Consider the following 15,141-nt stretch of genomic DNA (forward strand, 5'->3'; position numbering starts at 1 on the left):
TCTTTTGCTATTGTTAAGGTTTGCAAACATACCTAAATGATCATGAATCTTCAGCAAAATCTATATCAAATAAAACAATTAATTAAGCAATACGAGCTGGATTTCAGCAGAGAACCAGGAAGTGTTCTATTACTAGCAGTCAGCAAACAACAAAGTATTGAGGCAATTAGCCAATTATTTCATCTTGGAGTGACCCATTTTGGAGAAAGCTATTTTCAGGAAGCCCAACAAAAAATAAATGCATTAAAAAACATGCCTATATGCTGGCATTTTATTGGTCCCATTCAAAGTAATAAAACCAAAGGGATAGCGACTTCATTTAACTGGGTTCATAGTGTTAGCCGCTTGAAAATCGCCCAGCATCTCAATGAATATCGTCCACCTCATCTAGCCCCACTCAACATCTGTTTACAAATTAATTTAGTAAATGAAAAAACAAAATCAGGAGTTCCTCCTGAATATGCTGCAGAATTAGCTTTTGCAGCCAGCCAACTTCCTCACCTCAATTTAAGAGGTTTGATGACTATTCCTCCACCCCAACAAGATACAGAAACCCAATATGATTTATTTATGCAACTCAATCAACTGATGCACACACTCAACCAGGAACTTCGACTCAATATGGATACATTATCTATGGGCATGAGTGATGATTTAGTCTCTGCGATTAAAGCAGGTGCTAGTATAGTTCGTGTTGGTCGGGCATTATTTGGTGAGCGACAAAAACAAAACGACGCGATATAATCCTAAAATCAGTTGTAGAGAATGCAGGATAGGGGAAAATATGTCTGGTCTTATTGCCGTAATACTTTTTATTGTTTCTTTATTTTTTTCACTTGTTATTTTTAGTTTATGGTTGCGTATAGCGCTACGCTATTTACGCGTCAGTGCACTTCATCCAGTAAGCCAACTTATTTACAGAATAACTAACCCTATAGTAAACCCAATTCAACTGATCTCAAAACAATCTTATAAGCCGGGACAGAAATACGATATCCCGGCCATTATCACCTTAGTGCTGGTTGAGCTATTAAAAATTATCTGCATTAGCATTCTTGTCTTAAATGGACTAATTCCTATTGTATTCATTTTCGTTTATATAATTGCCGACTTAATCATCCAGCCTTGCGATATGTTGTTTTATGCCATACTTATCCGTGTCGTTATGAGTTTTATCAATCCACAGTGGCAAGGTCCAATTGCTGATTTCTTACGTTTGCTCACAGAACCCTTGTTAAAAATCGGTAGAAAGATTGTTCCACCGGACATTTCTGGTTTTGATTTTTCGCCTTTTATCATCATGATTTTGTTAAAAATAATTACTTTGTTTATTAACGCAAACCTACCCTGGAGATTATTATAAAAGCAGCTATACTTAATTTTAAGCAGAGGATTAGCAGGATTGAATTATGAAATTGACGCTCCTCAGTAGTACTGGCTTGGGATTAATCCTTTTACCTTTTAGTTTAATTGCTGATACCCAATCTTATTATTGCCCACAAAACCACGGATATATTAATGTAGGAATGACACCCGATGAGGTAATTGCAGCCTGTGGCCAACCAGTGAGCCAGCAAGAATCAAATCAACCTCTTATGCAAAAAATTCCCATGCAACAGCTGATTTATAATAATATGGGAACTCAAACCGCCTTTTACGGGGTATGGAATGTTCCCACGGGTAGTGGCGGCGTCTCACTTGAAGTAAATATTGTGAATCAAAAAGTACGCTCTATTAAATTAAACGGCTCAGATAGCAATGCGGTATCTGTTTGCCAGGGAGCAAACATTCAGGCCGGTGATCCAGTGCAAAAAGTTTATTACTCGTGTGGATCTCCTTCTATGGTAAACAATACTTTTATCAATGAAATTGTACCAACCGCCGAAAAACCTCTAGTTTGGCTTTACCAACCGGGAGAGTACCAACCTGCCGTTAGCATGACTTTTGTTAATGGTAAATTGCAATCCATACAATAATTCGGCAAAGCGATTGGATATAATAATTGCTCATTTCATTCTATTCCCTATTTTTTGAGCAAATCACCGTTCAACACTATGGTAAGTTAAAAAAATAAGATAAACTCTCAGCATTTTAGAGCAGAACTCAATCAAATTAATGAGTTCACTGCTTTTATTGAAATATTTGTTAAGGTAGATTTTTAAATGACTGCAAGCATAGATGAACTCACTATTGCATTTAGTGAAAATGGAACAGAAACAGTTAAAGAACTGGATAAGAAGGTATTAAGTAAAGGCGCTTGGACTACGATTATGTTTAAGTATCAAGATTGGGATAACGCCCAAAACGACTATGGACCAGTTAAATTTTCAATTCGGCGTTATCAAAAACGTAATAATCAATACTGGCAAAAATCCAAGTTTAATATATCCAGCGCAGAACAAGCGCAGAAAATCATTGATATTCTGAGTGATTGGTTGAAATAGTTTATATTTATAACCTATTCTCTTATTAAATTTTTACAATTTACAGTTTTTTTTAAATAAATTTATCCTATCTCCCAGTATACGATTTGCTTATTGTACCTTCACGCCATACTAAGATAAGTATCTATAAATAAAATATTTTTTATTTATCCTCCTATTATAATAAGCAAATACCTGGGAGCTTTTTGCTCAATTCCAGCACCCTTGTGCCCACAAAATAAACCTCGCGATTTTTTTTTGTTCTAATTATTCATGTTTCTTAAGGTTGAGTTAATTTTTGCTCCTTATAATGCAGATCTAATTAACAACGATGTAAGAAATTATCATGCAGAATAAAAAAGAAACTCAAGTTGCAAAAAAAGGGCAACCACCAGTGTCTTCACTATGGAACATACCTAACCTCTCTAATGCTCCATGGTTGGTAACACCGTGGGACGTAGTAAAGCAAAAACTACAAACCCCAAAAAATGGGCACATGCCTGTGACTTCACCAGTATGGACTTTTCCAGATTTTACCAAAGCCACATGGTTTCCCAGCGTAACTAATATGTCATGGATGACAACACCACTGGATTTAGTCAAGCACAGACTGCAAGCTTCAAATACGAAGCAACAACCGATGTGGAGCATACCGAGTATATTTACTGCTTCATGGTATTCACCATTTGATGCAGTAAAACAAAGACTGCAAACATCAAATACCAAGCAACAACCTATAACGCCACCAGTGTGGACTTTACCAAATATATTTCCTTTTCCTGGGATAATACCGTTGGATTTAATAAAACAACAGGTACAGGCTAGCAAAACCACGCCCATTCATAAACCTGGAACCTTAGGGGTAGGTGGCGTACCTGGCAGCACTTGGTCACCTATGCCAACAATGGATACACTCCAACAACAAATGTGGATTGGAGCTAATTTTGTAACTGTTGCATTAGCCACCAGTTTTAGTATCGTAGCTGTTCAAAGTCCAGTAAAAACGATGTTAGTTAATTTATCCAAGAGCGGTAATATGGTCCCTACTTATCAAGGCGGAGTTTGGGGACTAATGAGAGCAATGTATGCTGGTACTTCAGCTTCTATTTCAGGATCAGTAATTCGAACTGGTTATGTTACCGGAGCTAAAGGCGGCAGCAAGCCTGTAGAAGAAGGGATCCATGAGGTTGGTAAAGAAGAAGGTAAAAAATATTCCGCAACGAATTACAGCCTTGTTATGGCTATGGCTTTAGGCGATATCCTGGTGACCCAAATACCTGAATCATTATCCACCTTGAAAAAGGTTCCTGGCCTTCTTCCTACTGATTTTACATGGAAAACTCCTCATAATGCTTGGAAATTGATGATGGGAGGTTTTATACCCAGATATGGCTCTGGAATGGTTAACTTTGCTGCTTTATGTATTCTTGAAGAAAGAATAGCAATGAACTTGCCAATTCAAGATAAAAATGTAGCTCATTTCACTTCTGGAATGTTTAGTGGTATGGCTGCTGCCTTTTTCTCATATCCATTTACATCCTTTAAAGATTATGCACTAGTGCAATCTACGGTTAAAGATGGACGTCTGCATAATGTAAGCACAATTAAATTAACTCAAGAGTTATTTTATTGCTTCATCAGCAATCCAGGCGCTTCATTAAAATCATTTGGATCAATGGCTATAAAACAAGTTCCCATGCGAATGACCTTAACAGGGGTTATTTTTGCACTGGTTGCTGGTGTTGGTGAAACTATGGGAGCGGAACCTTTGGAAAAAGTTGTTCCCTCAAAATACCAACCCTCACCAGGAAAATCCAAACATAGTATGTTTGCGCCTAAGGGAACAACACCTCGAATTGAAGAGGTAATTGAAGAAACCAATGAAAAGGAAAATAACACGAGTAGCAAATTAAATTAGGTGTTTGAAAAACATTGCATGGCAAACTAATTTTCATAAAAGAGTTTGCTATATGCAAAAATAGTGTATTATAGATAACTGTGATGTGTAATTTTAAACCATACATTGCAGTTTTTAACACTATTAAAAAGGATGATAAAATGATGTCACGTTTTGGGATGTTTTTCAAACCAGTTCTTGAAACCACGGCTTATTCAGTTGGAGCTGCCGCAGTAGGTAGTGGTATTTATCGTACCGGAACCTATATTCTAAATAAAACCAAAGAGCAGGAACAGGAGCCAGGACAAGAGAAAAGTAAGTCCTTTATAAATGATATAAGTTTTCCACTTGAAGACAATAATGAAATACATGCACCAGGAATTAAGCTTGGATATTAAAATCATCGCTCATGGTCATTTATCATCATGAATGACTCATAAAAAGCTCGGTGCTGTTAAAATTAGATTTATCAATACCGAGCCAAACAGTCTTACAAAAAACCGAAAAAAACTATACCAACTCCAAACCAGGATGGGAACGTTCGAAATACTTCTGAACCATTTCCTCTGAAACTAAATCCAAACGCACTGGATGCCATTGAGGTTTTTTATCTTTATCAATCAATAAAGCTCTGACTCCTTCATAAAAATCATAATCGTGCATAAAATGACTGACCACGTCATAATCAATTTGCAAGCATTGCGCTAAAGAGAGTCCTTTTGCCTTTTGTAATTGAGCTAAAGTAACTTTAAGGCTCAAGGGAGATTTTTGAGCCAAAGTATTATCAACCGCTTCAGCCCAAACTGTATTGGCACTTTGCAGGGACTCTCGAATCATTTCCACTGTTGGATGCGCAAAACAGACATCAATCAAGGGCTTAATTTGACTGACCTCCTCTGTAGCAGGTACAAATGAAAAGTGCTGCAAGCATTGATTGACACGTTCAAAAGCATCTGTTGATAAATCTTCATTCATTAATGCATCATACAAAGCGGGCATTTGTTCTGAAGACACTATTTTTTTAACCAATCCAGCTTTCACCGCGTCATGTGAGCCTAGACGATTGCCGGTCAAGCCTAAGTAAGTACCCAAATATCCTGGACATCGTGTTAATAAATAGCTCGCACCAATATCAGGAAAAAAACCAATACCTGTCTCAGGCATGGCAAATACGAAACGCTCACTGGCAATGGGATGACTTCCGTGCATAGAAATCCCTACTCCTCCTCCCATAACAATCCCATCAATTAGAGAAATGTAGGGTTTACCAAAATGGTGAATGAAATGATTTAATCGGTATTCGTGCCAAAAAAACTGCATTTGTTCGGCATCATTTACTTGCCCGGCAAAATAAAGCGAGCGTATATCCCCCCCGGCACAAAATGCATTTCCTGAAACAGCGCGTACAACTACAGCATGAATAGTATCATCTTCTTGCCAAAGACTTAACTGCCTTTGTATGTTAAGAATCATATTTAAAGTCAGTGCATTCAGTGCACTAGGTCTATTTAATGTAATAACACCCAATGAACCTTCTTGATTAAAAAGTACTTCGTCAGTCATGATTATTTTCCTTCGAACCCAGCTGCTCGTTTTTCGATAAATGCAGCCACCCCTTCTTTCTTGTCTTCAGTAGCACATACTTTAGCGAAGTGAATTGCTTCTAGATGCAAGGCCTCGGTTAAAGACAAATCATAACCATGATCAATAACCTCCATAACACTTGCAACCGCAAGAGGAGCCATGCTCAAAATTCCATGCAATAATGTTTTCCCACGATCCAACAAAGCTTCCGGCTCTACAACCTCACTCACTAATCCCCAATGTAATGCGGTTTCTGCATTAATAAATCGTCCGGTCAAACATAAATCTAAAGCACGTCCTTTACCGATTAGACGCCCCAATCGTTGTGTTCCGCCATAGCCAGGAATTACCCCCAGTTTTACTTCGGGCTGACCAAATTGAGCTTTAGTTGAAGCAATTCTTAATGTTGCAGAAATAGCTAACTCACAACCACCCCCGAAAGCAAATCCATTAACTGCTGCTAATGAAGGCTTACCTAAAGTTTCCAAAATACGGAAGACCTCTTGTCCACGACAAGCAAATTCATATCCTATTTGTGCAGTACATTCAGCCAATCGGTTAATATCTGCCCCAGCACAAAAGGCTTTACCATGCCCAGTAATTATTAACGCCTTAACTTTTGGATTCATTTTCGCAGAATGGAATGATTCTTCTAAGGTATCTAATACTTCCGAGCTTAAAGCATTTAACTTTTCGGGTCTGTTCAAAGTTAAAGTCAAAATTCCCTGGCTATCTAAATCTTGTTCAATTAAATTCATTTCATTTACTCCTTTTCTGTAAGAACATACTAGTGTCATAGCCTGTGTGCAACGTATTAGAACCCGCTTTAGGAGTTCGTTCTGCGCTGAAAACTCAGGATCAGCTCCGAAAAAAATTCATTATTTTTTACTCTACGTCTCGCCGCTCAGTAACAATAAACTACCTTTTAAGTTCATGTCTATTTCAGGGCTCTATACTACACCCAAATCAACAATATCAATCAGCACAAAAAAAGCTCCTCATCCAAAGTTGCCTTCGCTACAATTTCGCGCATGATTTCATTAGTACCCTCAAGAATTTGATGCACTCTCAAGTCCCTGAATATTCGCTCAATTTGATAATCACGTAAATAACCATATCCCCCATGAATTTGCATTGCCTTGTCACAAATGCGGAAAGCAACGTCCGTAGCCAGACGTTTCGCCATAGCACAATATAGAGGGACTTGAGGATCATTTTTATCCATGGCATTTGCTGCTCGATAAACCATTAAACGTGCTGCTTCATAATCTGTTAGCATATCCGCGAAATAAAAACGTAATGCTTGCATCTCAGTGAGTGGTTTACCAAATTGTTTACGCTCATGCATATAGTTCTGAGTTAATCGTAAGCAAGCAAGAGCCCCGCCTAATGAACATGAGGCAATATTTATCCGTCCCCCATTTAAAGCATTCAATGCGATTTTAAATCCCATACCTTCATCGCCCACACGATTGACAATAGGTACGCGACAATTTTCAAAATACACCATACAGGTCGGCTGACTATTCCATCCCATTTTTTTCTCTAATTTTCCAAAACTTAATCCTGGGGTATTTTTTTCGATCAACAAGCAACTTATTCCATGATGCGACTCATCACCAGTACGAACCATACATAAATAAACATCACTTACTGAACCACCTGAAATAAAAGCTTTAGAACCATTAAGAACATAATGGTCTCCATCTCTTACAGCTCTGGTTTTTAAAGAAGCCGCATCTGAACCTGATTCAGGTTCAGTCAAGCAATAACTACCGAACACTTCCATTGATGTTAATTTTGGTCCCCACTTCATTCGTAACTCGGGATCAGCATATCGGTCCACTAGAGAAGTCACCATGTTATGAATGGAAAGATAAGCACTGGTGCTGATGCAACCTGTTGCTAATTGTTCAAACAATAATGCAGAGTCTAACCGTGTTAATTGGGCTCCGCCAATATCCTCACGCGCCATCATCCCTGCCATTCCTAATGTGGCGGCTTCACGTAAAACCTCTATGGGAAAATAATGGTGTTCATCCCAATTATCAGCCATAGGAGCCAATTTTTTGTGCGCAAAATCAGCTGCCATCTCACGAAAGGCCAAGTGCTCTGCTGTGAATTCGAAATCCATAAAACTGTCCTTAGAAAATTTATTCAAATGTATTATTATTGCGAATTTTTATCATCCATGAAAGAGATATGTTTCTAAAATTACCAAGAACATTTTATGAACGTGATACAATCAGTGTTGCCAAAGAACTTTTAGGAAAATACCTTATCCATAACCAATCCGGCCTTGAATATATAGGAAAGATTGTCGAGGTAGAAGCGTATCTAGGACAACATGATCTCGCTTCCCATTCCTCTAAAGGTCATACCCAAAGAACGAAAGTCATGTTTGGGCCAGCTGGATATGCCTATATCTATTTAATTTACGGAATGTATTACTGTACCAATGTCGTTACTGAAAGTGAAGGCACAGGTTCTGCAATATTATTGCGTGCTGTTGAACCCATCAAAAACATTCAAGGACGAACACAAGGCCCCGGGTTACTTTCCAAGGCGATGCATATAGACAAACAATTGAACCAATATGATTTAACCGGTGATATTATTTATATTGCGGAAACAGAAACCCAAGAGCCATTTACCATTGTGGAAAAACCAAGAATTGGGGTTCATTATGCAAAAGATTGGGCTGAAAAATTACTGCGCTTTTATATTAAAGATAATGCTTATATCTCCAAACCATAGTCCCCAAAAAACAGTAGACCTCATAGTGAGAATAACCAAGTGTCTACTGCTTTTTTAAGGATAATGATATGATTGCAAACTTCCTGCTTGTGAAAAGAATAAGAATAATCACATGGAAACTCTTGTAGCACCTGTAATTCGTAATAACTCACTTACTGTACTTAAAGAATATTTTGGTTTTGACTCGTTTAGAACACCTCAGGAAGACATCATTCATGATGTTATTGCTGGCCATGACGTTCTTGTTTTAATGCCAACAGGCGGTGGAAAGTCCCTATGCTATCAAATACCTGCTATAGTAAGACCAGGAATAGGCATCGTTGTTTCTCCATTGATTGCCTTAATGGAGGACCAAGTGGCTGCACTCAGATTACAGGGAATCCGTGCTGCATATTATAACTCCTCTTTAACCAGTGAAGAGGCAAAAAACGTATTAATGCAATTACATCATAATGAATTGGATTTACTGTATATCGCCCCCGAACGTCTTATTAACCCATCATTCCTGGAGCGCTTAAAAGAATGTCATATAGCACTTTTTGCCATTGATGAAGCCCATTGCATCTCTCAATGGGGACACGATTTTCGTCCCGAATATTCTGCTTTGGGTATTTTAAAAAACCATTTCCCTGATATTCCGATTATTGCGTTAACCGCAACTGCTGATAAACAAACACGCCAGGACATTGTTGATAAATTAAACTATTCACCCAAAAAATACATTGCTTCATTTAATAGACCCAATATCCATTATAAAGTAGTTCCCAAAACCAATGCAGTGAAACAATTGAATCAGTTTTTGCAAACAGTAGAACAACAATCAGGGATTATTTATTGTGGCACCCGCACTGGGGTAGAAAATCTTGCCAAAAAACTGCAAGAAATCGGTTTCAAGGTTCGAGCATATCATGCCGGACTTTCCCATAAAGAACGTCGAGAAGTCCAAACTTTATTCAGGTACGATCGTATTGACATTGTTGTTGCCACAATTGCTTTTGGGATGGGAATTGATAAACCCAATGTTCGTTTCGTTGTTCATCATGATTTACCTAAAAATATCGAAGGCTACTACCAAGAGACAGGACGTGCTGGACGTGATGGGTTGCCAGCTCAAGCACTGTTACTCTATAACGCAGCAGATAGCGCCAGGCTACGCTCCTGGATTATGAATAACCCGCTCGATGAACAAAGACGGGTTGAAACCAATAAGCTCAACCACATGCTTGCTTTCGCTGAAGCAGCCTATTGCCGTCGCCAAATTTTATTGCGCTATTTTGATGAGCCTTGTGATACGGAATGCCAATATTGCGATGTATGCGAAAATCCACCAATAACCGCTGATGCAACAGAAGATGCGCAAAAATTCTTATCCTGTATATATCGATTACGGCAAAATTATGGTTTAACGCATACCATAGACGTATTGCGTGGCAGTTCTTCCGATAAAATAAAACAATACGGTCATGAACAACTAAGTACTTTTGGCATTGGTAAAGACAAATCTGCCCACTTTTGGAAGCACTTGGCCTGGCAACTCATTCATAAAGAATATTGTGTGCAGGACATAAATCACTTTAATGTTCTTAAATTAACGCCCAAAGCCATTCCTTTGCTTAAAGGCGGAGAAAAAATTTCGCTCACATTACCTGGTGATGATCTGAAGCGGAGTAAAAAGAAAACCAAAGAACGACGTTCGATTGAAACGACAAACACCCCATTATTCGAATTGCTTCGTGCATTAAGACGCCAGATGGCCGATGAAGAAAACAAACCACCTTTTATGATTTTCAGCGACGCAACCTTACAAGCAATGGCCGAAGTAAAACCTCAAAATTTAGAACAGTTGCTTGCAGTACCTGGTGTGGGTCAACATAAACTGGCTCATTATGGACGTCAATTTCTTGATGTATTAAGCGAATACAGTGAATGAAATAAACGCGGCTAATCAGGTGCAATAATAATCCCTTACCATAGTGCGCTATACTATAAATACAAAGGATTGTACCTGAGGTTTTAAATGGCCTTACCCCATAAAGAGGAAGTCGCATTTCTTTTTGAAGGCTCGCTTCGAGCCATACCTTTTAACATAATTTTAGCCATATTATTAACTTTAGAACTTCTGTACATGCACGTGCCTTGGCAATACGTTATATGGATAGCTCCAGTTATCCTGTCCAGCACATGTAGATGGTTTTTATGTCATTATTTCCTCAAAAAAAGACGAGGGCAGTACAAAAGCTCTCGCGCGTTAATTTATTTTATTCTACTTACGTTGATTACTGGTATTACATGGGGATGCTTTTATTGCCTTATCTTTCCTTACATATCGATAATTCAAGAATTTATTATCATTTTAGTTTTAGGTGGGTTAAGTGCTGGTGCTATAGCATCATTGTCTATTTATCTTCCTGCTTATTATGCTTATATCGTTCCTATCTTTATCCAAGTAATCGGCTACAACTATTGGATAAATAAAGAAGAACGAATCGCTCTTGCAGCTATGTTTTTATTTTTTTTAATAATGATGATCATTTCTGCAAGGATGAGTCACTCTTCGTTAAAAAAAATATTCCTGTTATCTAGAGAAAAAGAAAGATTAATTGAGGATTTACAAACGCTTTCTATAACAGACGCTCTAACCGGTTTATACAATAGACGTTATTTTCAATCTAGTTTACAGAAAGAATGGGATAAAGCGCGACGCACTCATTATTCAATAATTTTAGTATCAATTGATATTGATAATTTTAAACTGATTAATGACAATTTGGGACATACTTATGGTGATAATTTTTTAATTTTTACTGCAAAATTATTAAAAAAAATATTCCGTCGCGCCAATGATACGATTTGCCGTGTTGGGGGAGATGAGTTTTTCGTCATTCTTATCAACCAAACTATTCAAGAATGTCTCACGGTGTGTCATTCATTGAATGAACAATTCAATAAAAAGAAATCGAGATATAAATTCCTAATGAACCAAATCACATTAAGTATGGGTATAGTGTCTACTCAAGCTAATTATAAGTTCCATGTAGATAATTTAATTGCATTAGCAGATAAAGCACTATATCAAGCCAAAAATGAAGGTAAAAACAGAATCGTCATAAAAGAATTAGCTTGATCTCAGCAGCCTCCTGCCTGCTAAGGTAAAATCAATTCACCTTGGGCGTTAAAACGATATCGATTTTGATCCCACCCCTGACCAAAAAGCCTTAGTACAGAGTTGTAATAACTGTCAGCTCTCAGCTCTTCAGCATCAATGCGCTGTCTTTGCACTGCAAGCTCTGAAGGATTATTTGCCAATAATGGTAACAGTGCCGCAGCAAAACCAATAGAGCCTTTACCCTGTGTTTTACCTGTCAGAATATCAATTTTCTCTGGTGGGGCTCCTAATTGTTGGGTTAAACCAATAATAGGCAAAAAGTGTTTTATCAATTCCACTGCTTGAGGTGCGTCCTGAGCTAACATCCCGACCCAAAGATACACACGAATTGCATTATAACTACCTAAATTAGGATACTGTAAGTCAGGTTGCCAGCCGCGATTCTTTTTCCAAATAACCCAATCCGGTGCAAATCCTTTAGGAGAGGTTTCGAGCAACAAACGTCGGCTATTACGTTCAACATTATTCCATTGGCTGTTGAGTTGAGCAAATCGAGCAAATAACTGCGGAGGTAAATAACTGGGATTAAGACGCCAGTAGTTTTTAAAATTAAACCCGAATTTTCCTGGAAGTAACATAAGTCCAAATCCTGGAATTTGAACTACCTCTTCCTTCAGAATACGTTGAAGAAGCTTTTTACCAAGAGTATGATATCGCTTATTGTTCCATAAGCGTCCTGCTTCAAGTAAAGCATAAGCAATCCATACGTCAGAATCAGCAGCCGAATTTCTGTCTAAAACAGTCCATTTTTTTTTAGCATTTTGTCCCCATTCCCATGCAGGTAAGTGCTTTCCCAAATCGCCCGCAGCAAGATTTTTTTCAGTCCAGTGTAATAACTTATCAAACATAGGCTGATCATGAGCAACTAAAGCAAAAAATAATCCATAACTTTGCCCCTCAGAAGTAGTTTTTCTCTCTGGAGGTTGTGGATCAATGACTCGTCCATCCCTACTGATGTAGTACTGTTTAAATTTATCCCAAATTGGCCATGGGGTACTTGCCATAACGTTACAAATACCCGATATCAATAAGATAATAATCAATAAGCATTTCTTATTTTTAAAAATCACGTGTTATCCTTTTGTGTACCTTTTAAACGATGTTTAATGAGTCTTGACATAGCACTCCAAATCAAAAATGTAATCAGGACTGCCGCCAAAAGAGATAAGAGAGCGAGACTAATTGGATGTTCGTACAGTAAGTTCCAAAAGCGATCCCAAAATGGCAAATATCCCAAATAATACTTATTGCCTACCCGAAAACTGTCAATTCCAGAGTCACGGATTACTGCTAAGGAACCAAAAATTTTGTCGACATTTTTATTATTAGTTAATGCCTTATTGAGTAGATCAAAACCTTGCTGGCTTTCTGCTAGCAAAGTGATAATGCTGCGTTTTTGGTAATATGGTGATTGAATACCGAGAATAGCTGCTACAGAACCCATTGCTGTGACAGTAGTTTTACTTTCAGCAGCACTGAAAGAAGTCAATCGATGTTTATCTGGCATTGCATTTCTATTCAAAGGCTTTTTAACCCAATCTTGGGTTTTATTAATCAGCAAATTAAGATCATCATTATCACGAAGATCTTTAGGTAACGTGCCAATGATCAAAAGATCAGCATCTTTATTTTTAGCTTTGGACCAGTTATCTGTCAAAGTCATCGCTAAAACAGGATAACCGGTTGCTGCACCAATGTTACCCGCTACATTAAGTAAAGAAGCCACTGCTTCAGGTTTTGATTGTGGATCAATATAGACTACCGTTTGTGACAAATCAGCCAAAATACTAAAAGGAAAACCTGAACTCGCGAATGCATTTAAATTGGGCATTGCAATATAATGATAATAATTGGAGAGATTTAAAGTTGAAGTATCATCAATGACTCCCAAATTATTAATTACCTGATAAGTAATGCATTGCTCATTGAGAATTCCTCCTGCAATTTGTGTTCCGTATGCAAAATCAAAGGTAAATTGGTTATTCGCTCCTAATTTTGCTGGAATATAGAGTTCTTTACTTGTGACTGCCATATTCCCAGAAAGGGCTTTCTCACTCTTGGGCTCTAGCACATAACTTTTTACAAAAGAATTATTTAGACTAATATGCAGCTGTGACATACTTGCTGCCGGGGGTAATGAGTAACGATATTTTAAACGTAAATCAATCCCTCTGCTTTGATGTAAAAACAAATCGGGCGGTAAATTAAATCTAAGTGAGATGGGATAAGGAGTAAACCCTTTTGTTTGTAGTTGCTCATCAAATTCTTTTAATTTTGCAAAAGCTACCGGCTTATAAGTAGGAGTCCAGTTTGGCGCATCATAAGGCTTTCGAGGCTCTAGCATTTTTACGTTACTGATAATAACGCTTGGTCCTCGAAAAAGGACATTACCTTGCGCTATGCCTCGAACAGCAGTTACTAAATCTTTATCATCACGCCCTAAAATCAAAAGTAATTTAATATAGGGATTATTTGGATGACTTATCATCTCGACTGTAGGGGCTGTGACAGTTTTATAGTTTTTCAAGAAATCAGGTTTTTTTGTATTCGTCGCAAATATTATGGCGTTGCTTGTAGGTACCTGGTTCAACAAAACAGGAAAAGTCGATCCACGCCATAGAGCTTTACTTCCAAACCATGACGCCAGAATTGCAGCAGCACGCTGTTGCGCCAAATTAGGTTGGCCAGAGAATATAATGGGTAAATTTAACTGATTGTGATCTAGTGGGTCAAAAAAAGGCTCGGGAAAATGTGACAGATCATTTTTCAAAAGTAAGGTTTGAAAATTCAACTCAAGATAGCTGCTCTTGTCAATATCCATCCATATTGAACTATGCGCTGGATTTTCACAAATCGCTTTATAATGGCCAATAAACTCAAGGCGAAGGCGATTAAAATCATTGATAAAACGAGGATCGATGGGTATATCTATGGCATTTAATTTACCTAACTGTTCGGCACTGATTGCGATCACATCGACCAATTGGTCATTTAAATAAATTTTAATTTGTGAAAGTAAAGGAATCAATGCGGGTGAAGGAGTAAATTGCAAGTGTAATGCTGCTTGAAATATTAATTCATCTTTACGCATGGTAAATTCGATATTTCTTCCTGTAGTGAAGTTGCCTAAAGTAAAATTACCTTGCTGCTGATTTAAGTTATTAAAATATAATTTAACTTTTCGTGTAGGAGTATTGGCTGGAACAGATAATGTAGGTTTTGCAGCCTGACCTGGATTTGTTGTAACAGCAAACACTGCGGGAAAGTGAAATCCAAAAACCAGTAATGTAATCCAAATTATTTTTCTTATCATT

14 protein-coding genes are annotated in these 15,141 nt (G+C 37.8%); 9 read left to right on the forward strand and 5 right to left on the reverse strand.

Annotated elements, in window-relative coordinates:
* Nucleotides 1-42 precede the first annotated feature (42 nt).
* From Lpar_RS16655 to Lpar_RS16680, 6 genes are all read left to right on the forward strand, one after another.
* Entirely contained in the window at nucleotides 43-744 is a 702-nt protein-coding gene (locus tag Lpar_RS16655; protein ID WP_058518888.1) for a YggS family pyridoxal phosphate-dependent enzyme, read from the forward strand.
* Between the two features lie 40 nt (nucleotides 745-784).
* Complete coding sequence (locus tag Lpar_RS16660; protein ID WP_058518889.1) at nucleotides 785-1,363, forward strand: YggT family protein; 579 nt, start codon at nucleotides 785-787, stop codon at nucleotides 1,361-1,363.
* A 46-nt stretch (nucleotides 1,364-1,409) separates the two neighbouring features.
* A complete protein-coding gene (locus Lpar_RS16665; protein ID WP_058518890.1) occupies nucleotides 1,410-1,976 on the forward strand; it encodes a DUF2845 domain-containing protein in 567 nt (188 codons plus the stop codon).
* Between the two features lie 186 nt (nucleotides 1,977-2,162).
* Nucleotides 2,163-2,444: a hypothetical protein gene (locus Lpar_RS16670; RefSeq protein ID WP_058518891.1), complete on the forward strand. Its 282-nt coding sequence runs from the start codon at nucleotides 2,163-2,165 to the stop codon at nucleotides 2,442-2,444.
* Between the two features lie 325 nt (nucleotides 2,445-2,769).
* Nucleotides 2,770-4,341, forward strand: a complete 1,572-nt coding sequence (locus Lpar_RS16675; protein ID WP_058518892.1) for a hypothetical protein — start codon at nucleotides 2,770-2,772, stop codon at nucleotides 4,339-4,341.
* Nucleotides 4,342-4,481: 140 nt separating this feature from the next.
* On the forward strand, nucleotides 4,482-4,718 hold the full coding sequence (locus Lpar_RS16680; protein WP_069683534.1) for a hypothetical protein: 237 nt from the start codon (nucleotides 4,482-4,484) through the stop codon (nucleotides 4,716-4,718).
* Between the two features lie 112 nt (nucleotides 4,719-4,830).
* Here the strand turns inward: Lpar_RS16680 and Lpar_RS16685 are convergent, their stop codons facing one another.
* The 3 genes from Lpar_RS16685 to Lpar_RS16695 all read right to left on the reverse strand — a co-directional run bounded on the left by Lpar_RS16685 (nucleotide 4,831) and on the right by Lpar_RS16695 (nucleotide 8,038).
* Nucleotides 4,831-5,883 (reverse strand): enoyl-CoA hydratase/isomerase family protein, encoded by a 1,053-nt coding sequence (locus Lpar_RS16685; protein ID WP_058518894.1) that lies wholly within the window; start codon nucleotides 5,881-5,883, stop codon nucleotides 4,831-4,833.
* A gap of 2 nt (nucleotides 5,884-5,885) precedes the next feature.
* Entirely contained in the window at nucleotides 5,886-6,662 is a 777-nt protein-coding gene (locus tag Lpar_RS16690) for an enoyl-CoA hydratase/isomerase family protein (protein WP_058518895.1), read from the reverse strand.
* Nucleotides 6,663-6,883: 221 nt separating this feature from the next.
* Nucleotides 6,884-8,038, reverse strand: coding sequence for an acyl-CoA dehydrogenase family protein (locus Lpar_RS16695; protein ID WP_058518896.1), 1,155 nt, complete (start codon nucleotides 8,036-8,038; stop codon nucleotides 6,884-6,886).
* 68 nt (nucleotides 8,039-8,106) lie between these two features.
* Here Lpar_RS16695 and Lpar_RS16700 point away from each other — a divergent pair, with 68 nt between their 5' ends.
* The 3 genes from Lpar_RS16700 (at nucleotide 8,107) to Lpar_RS16710 (ending at nucleotide 11,785) form a co-directional block, all read left to right on the forward strand.
* On the forward strand, nucleotides 8,107-8,661 hold the full coding sequence (locus Lpar_RS16700) for a DNA-3-methyladenine glycosylase (protein WP_058518897.1): 555 nt from the start codon (nucleotides 8,107-8,109) through the stop codon (nucleotides 8,659-8,661).
* Between the two features lie 112 nt (nucleotides 8,662-8,773).
* Nucleotides 8,774-10,591: a DNA helicase RecQ gene (recQ, locus tag Lpar_RS16705; protein ID WP_058518898.1), complete on the forward strand. Its 1,818-nt coding sequence runs from the start codon at nucleotides 8,774-8,776 to the stop codon at nucleotides 10,589-10,591.
* 87 nt (nucleotides 10,592-10,678) lie between these two features.
* On the forward strand, nucleotides 10,679-11,785 hold the full coding sequence (locus tag Lpar_RS16710) for a GGDEF domain-containing protein (protein ID WP_058518899.1): 1,107 nt from the start codon (nucleotides 10,679-10,681) through the stop codon (nucleotides 11,783-11,785).
* A 20-nt stretch (nucleotides 11,786-11,805) separates the two neighbouring features.
* Here Lpar_RS16710 and bcsZ read toward each other — a convergent pair whose 3' ends face one another.
* Both bcsZ and bcsB read right to left on the reverse strand, forming a co-directional pair.
* Entirely contained in the window at nucleotides 11,806-12,897 is a 1,092-nt protein-coding gene (bcsZ, locus tag Lpar_RS16715) for a cellulose synthase complex periplasmic endoglucanase BcsZ (RefSeq protein ID WP_058518900.1), read from the reverse strand.
* Complete coding sequence (gene bcsB, locus Lpar_RS16720) at nucleotides 12,894-15,140, reverse strand: cellulose biosynthesis cyclic di-GMP-binding regulatory protein BcsB (RefSeq protein ID WP_082650410.1); 2,247 nt, start codon at nucleotides 15,138-15,140, stop codon at nucleotides 12,894-12,896. Before bcsB ends, bcsZ begins: the two co-directional genes overlap by 4 nt.
* Nucleotide 15,141 lies beyond the last annotated feature (1 nt).

This window comes from Legionella parisiensis, assembly GCF_001467945.1.
Classification (GTDB): Bacteria; Pseudomonadota; Gammaproteobacteria; order Legionellales; family Legionellaceae; genus Legionella; species Legionella parisiensis.

Excerpts from the sequence above, each read along its gene's own strand:
- Lpar_RS16680 (WP_069683534.1), top strand. The coding sequence starts at position 4,482 with ATGATGTCACGTTTTGGGATGTTTTTCAAACCAGTTCTTGAAACCACG.
- Lpar_RS16665 (WP_058518890.1), top strand. The coding sequence starts at position 1,410 with ATGAAATTGACGCTCCTCAGTAGTACTGGCTTGGGATTAATCCTTTTA.
- Lpar_RS16660 (WP_058518889.1), top strand. The coding sequence starts at position 785 with ATGTCTGGTCTTATTGCCGTAATACTTTTTATTGTTTCTTTATTTTTT.
- Lpar_RS16695 (WP_058518896.1), bottom strand. The coding sequence starts at position 8,038 with ATGGATTTCGAATTCACAGCAGAGCACTTGGCCTTTCGTGAGATGGCA.
- Lpar_RS16675 (WP_058518892.1), top strand. The coding sequence starts at position 2,770 with ATGCAGAATAAAAAAGAAACTCAAGTTGCAAAAAAAGGGCAACCACCA.
- Lpar_RS16700 (WP_058518897.1), top strand. The coding sequence starts at position 8,107 with ATGTTTCTAAAATTACCAAGAACATTTTATGAACGTGATACAATCAGT.
- bcsB (WP_082650410.1), bottom strand. The coding sequence starts at position 15,140 with ATGATAAGAAAAATAATTTGGATTACATTACTGGTTTTTGGATTTCAC.
- Lpar_RS16655 (WP_058518888.1), top strand. The coding sequence starts at position 43 with ATGAATCTTCAGCAAAATCTATATCAAATAAAACAATTAATTAAGCAA.
- recQ (WP_058518898.1), top strand. The coding sequence starts at position 8,774 with ATGGAAACTCTTGTAGCACCTGTAATTCGTAATAACTCACTTACTGTA.
- Lpar_RS16710 (WP_058518899.1), top strand. The coding sequence starts at position 10,679 with ATGGCCTTACCCCATAAAGAGGAAGTCGCATTTCTTTTTGAAGGCTCG.
- Lpar_RS16690 (WP_058518895.1), bottom strand. The coding sequence starts at position 6,662 with ATGAATTTAATTGAACAAGATTTAGATAGCCAGGGAATTTTGACTTTA.
- Lpar_RS16685 (WP_058518894.1), bottom strand. The coding sequence starts at position 5,883 with ATGACTGACGAAGTACTTTTTAATCAAGAAGGTTCATTGGGTGTTATT.
- Lpar_RS16670 (WP_058518891.1), top strand. The coding sequence starts at position 2,163 with ATGACTGCAAGCATAGATGAACTCACTATTGCATTTAGTGAAAATGGA.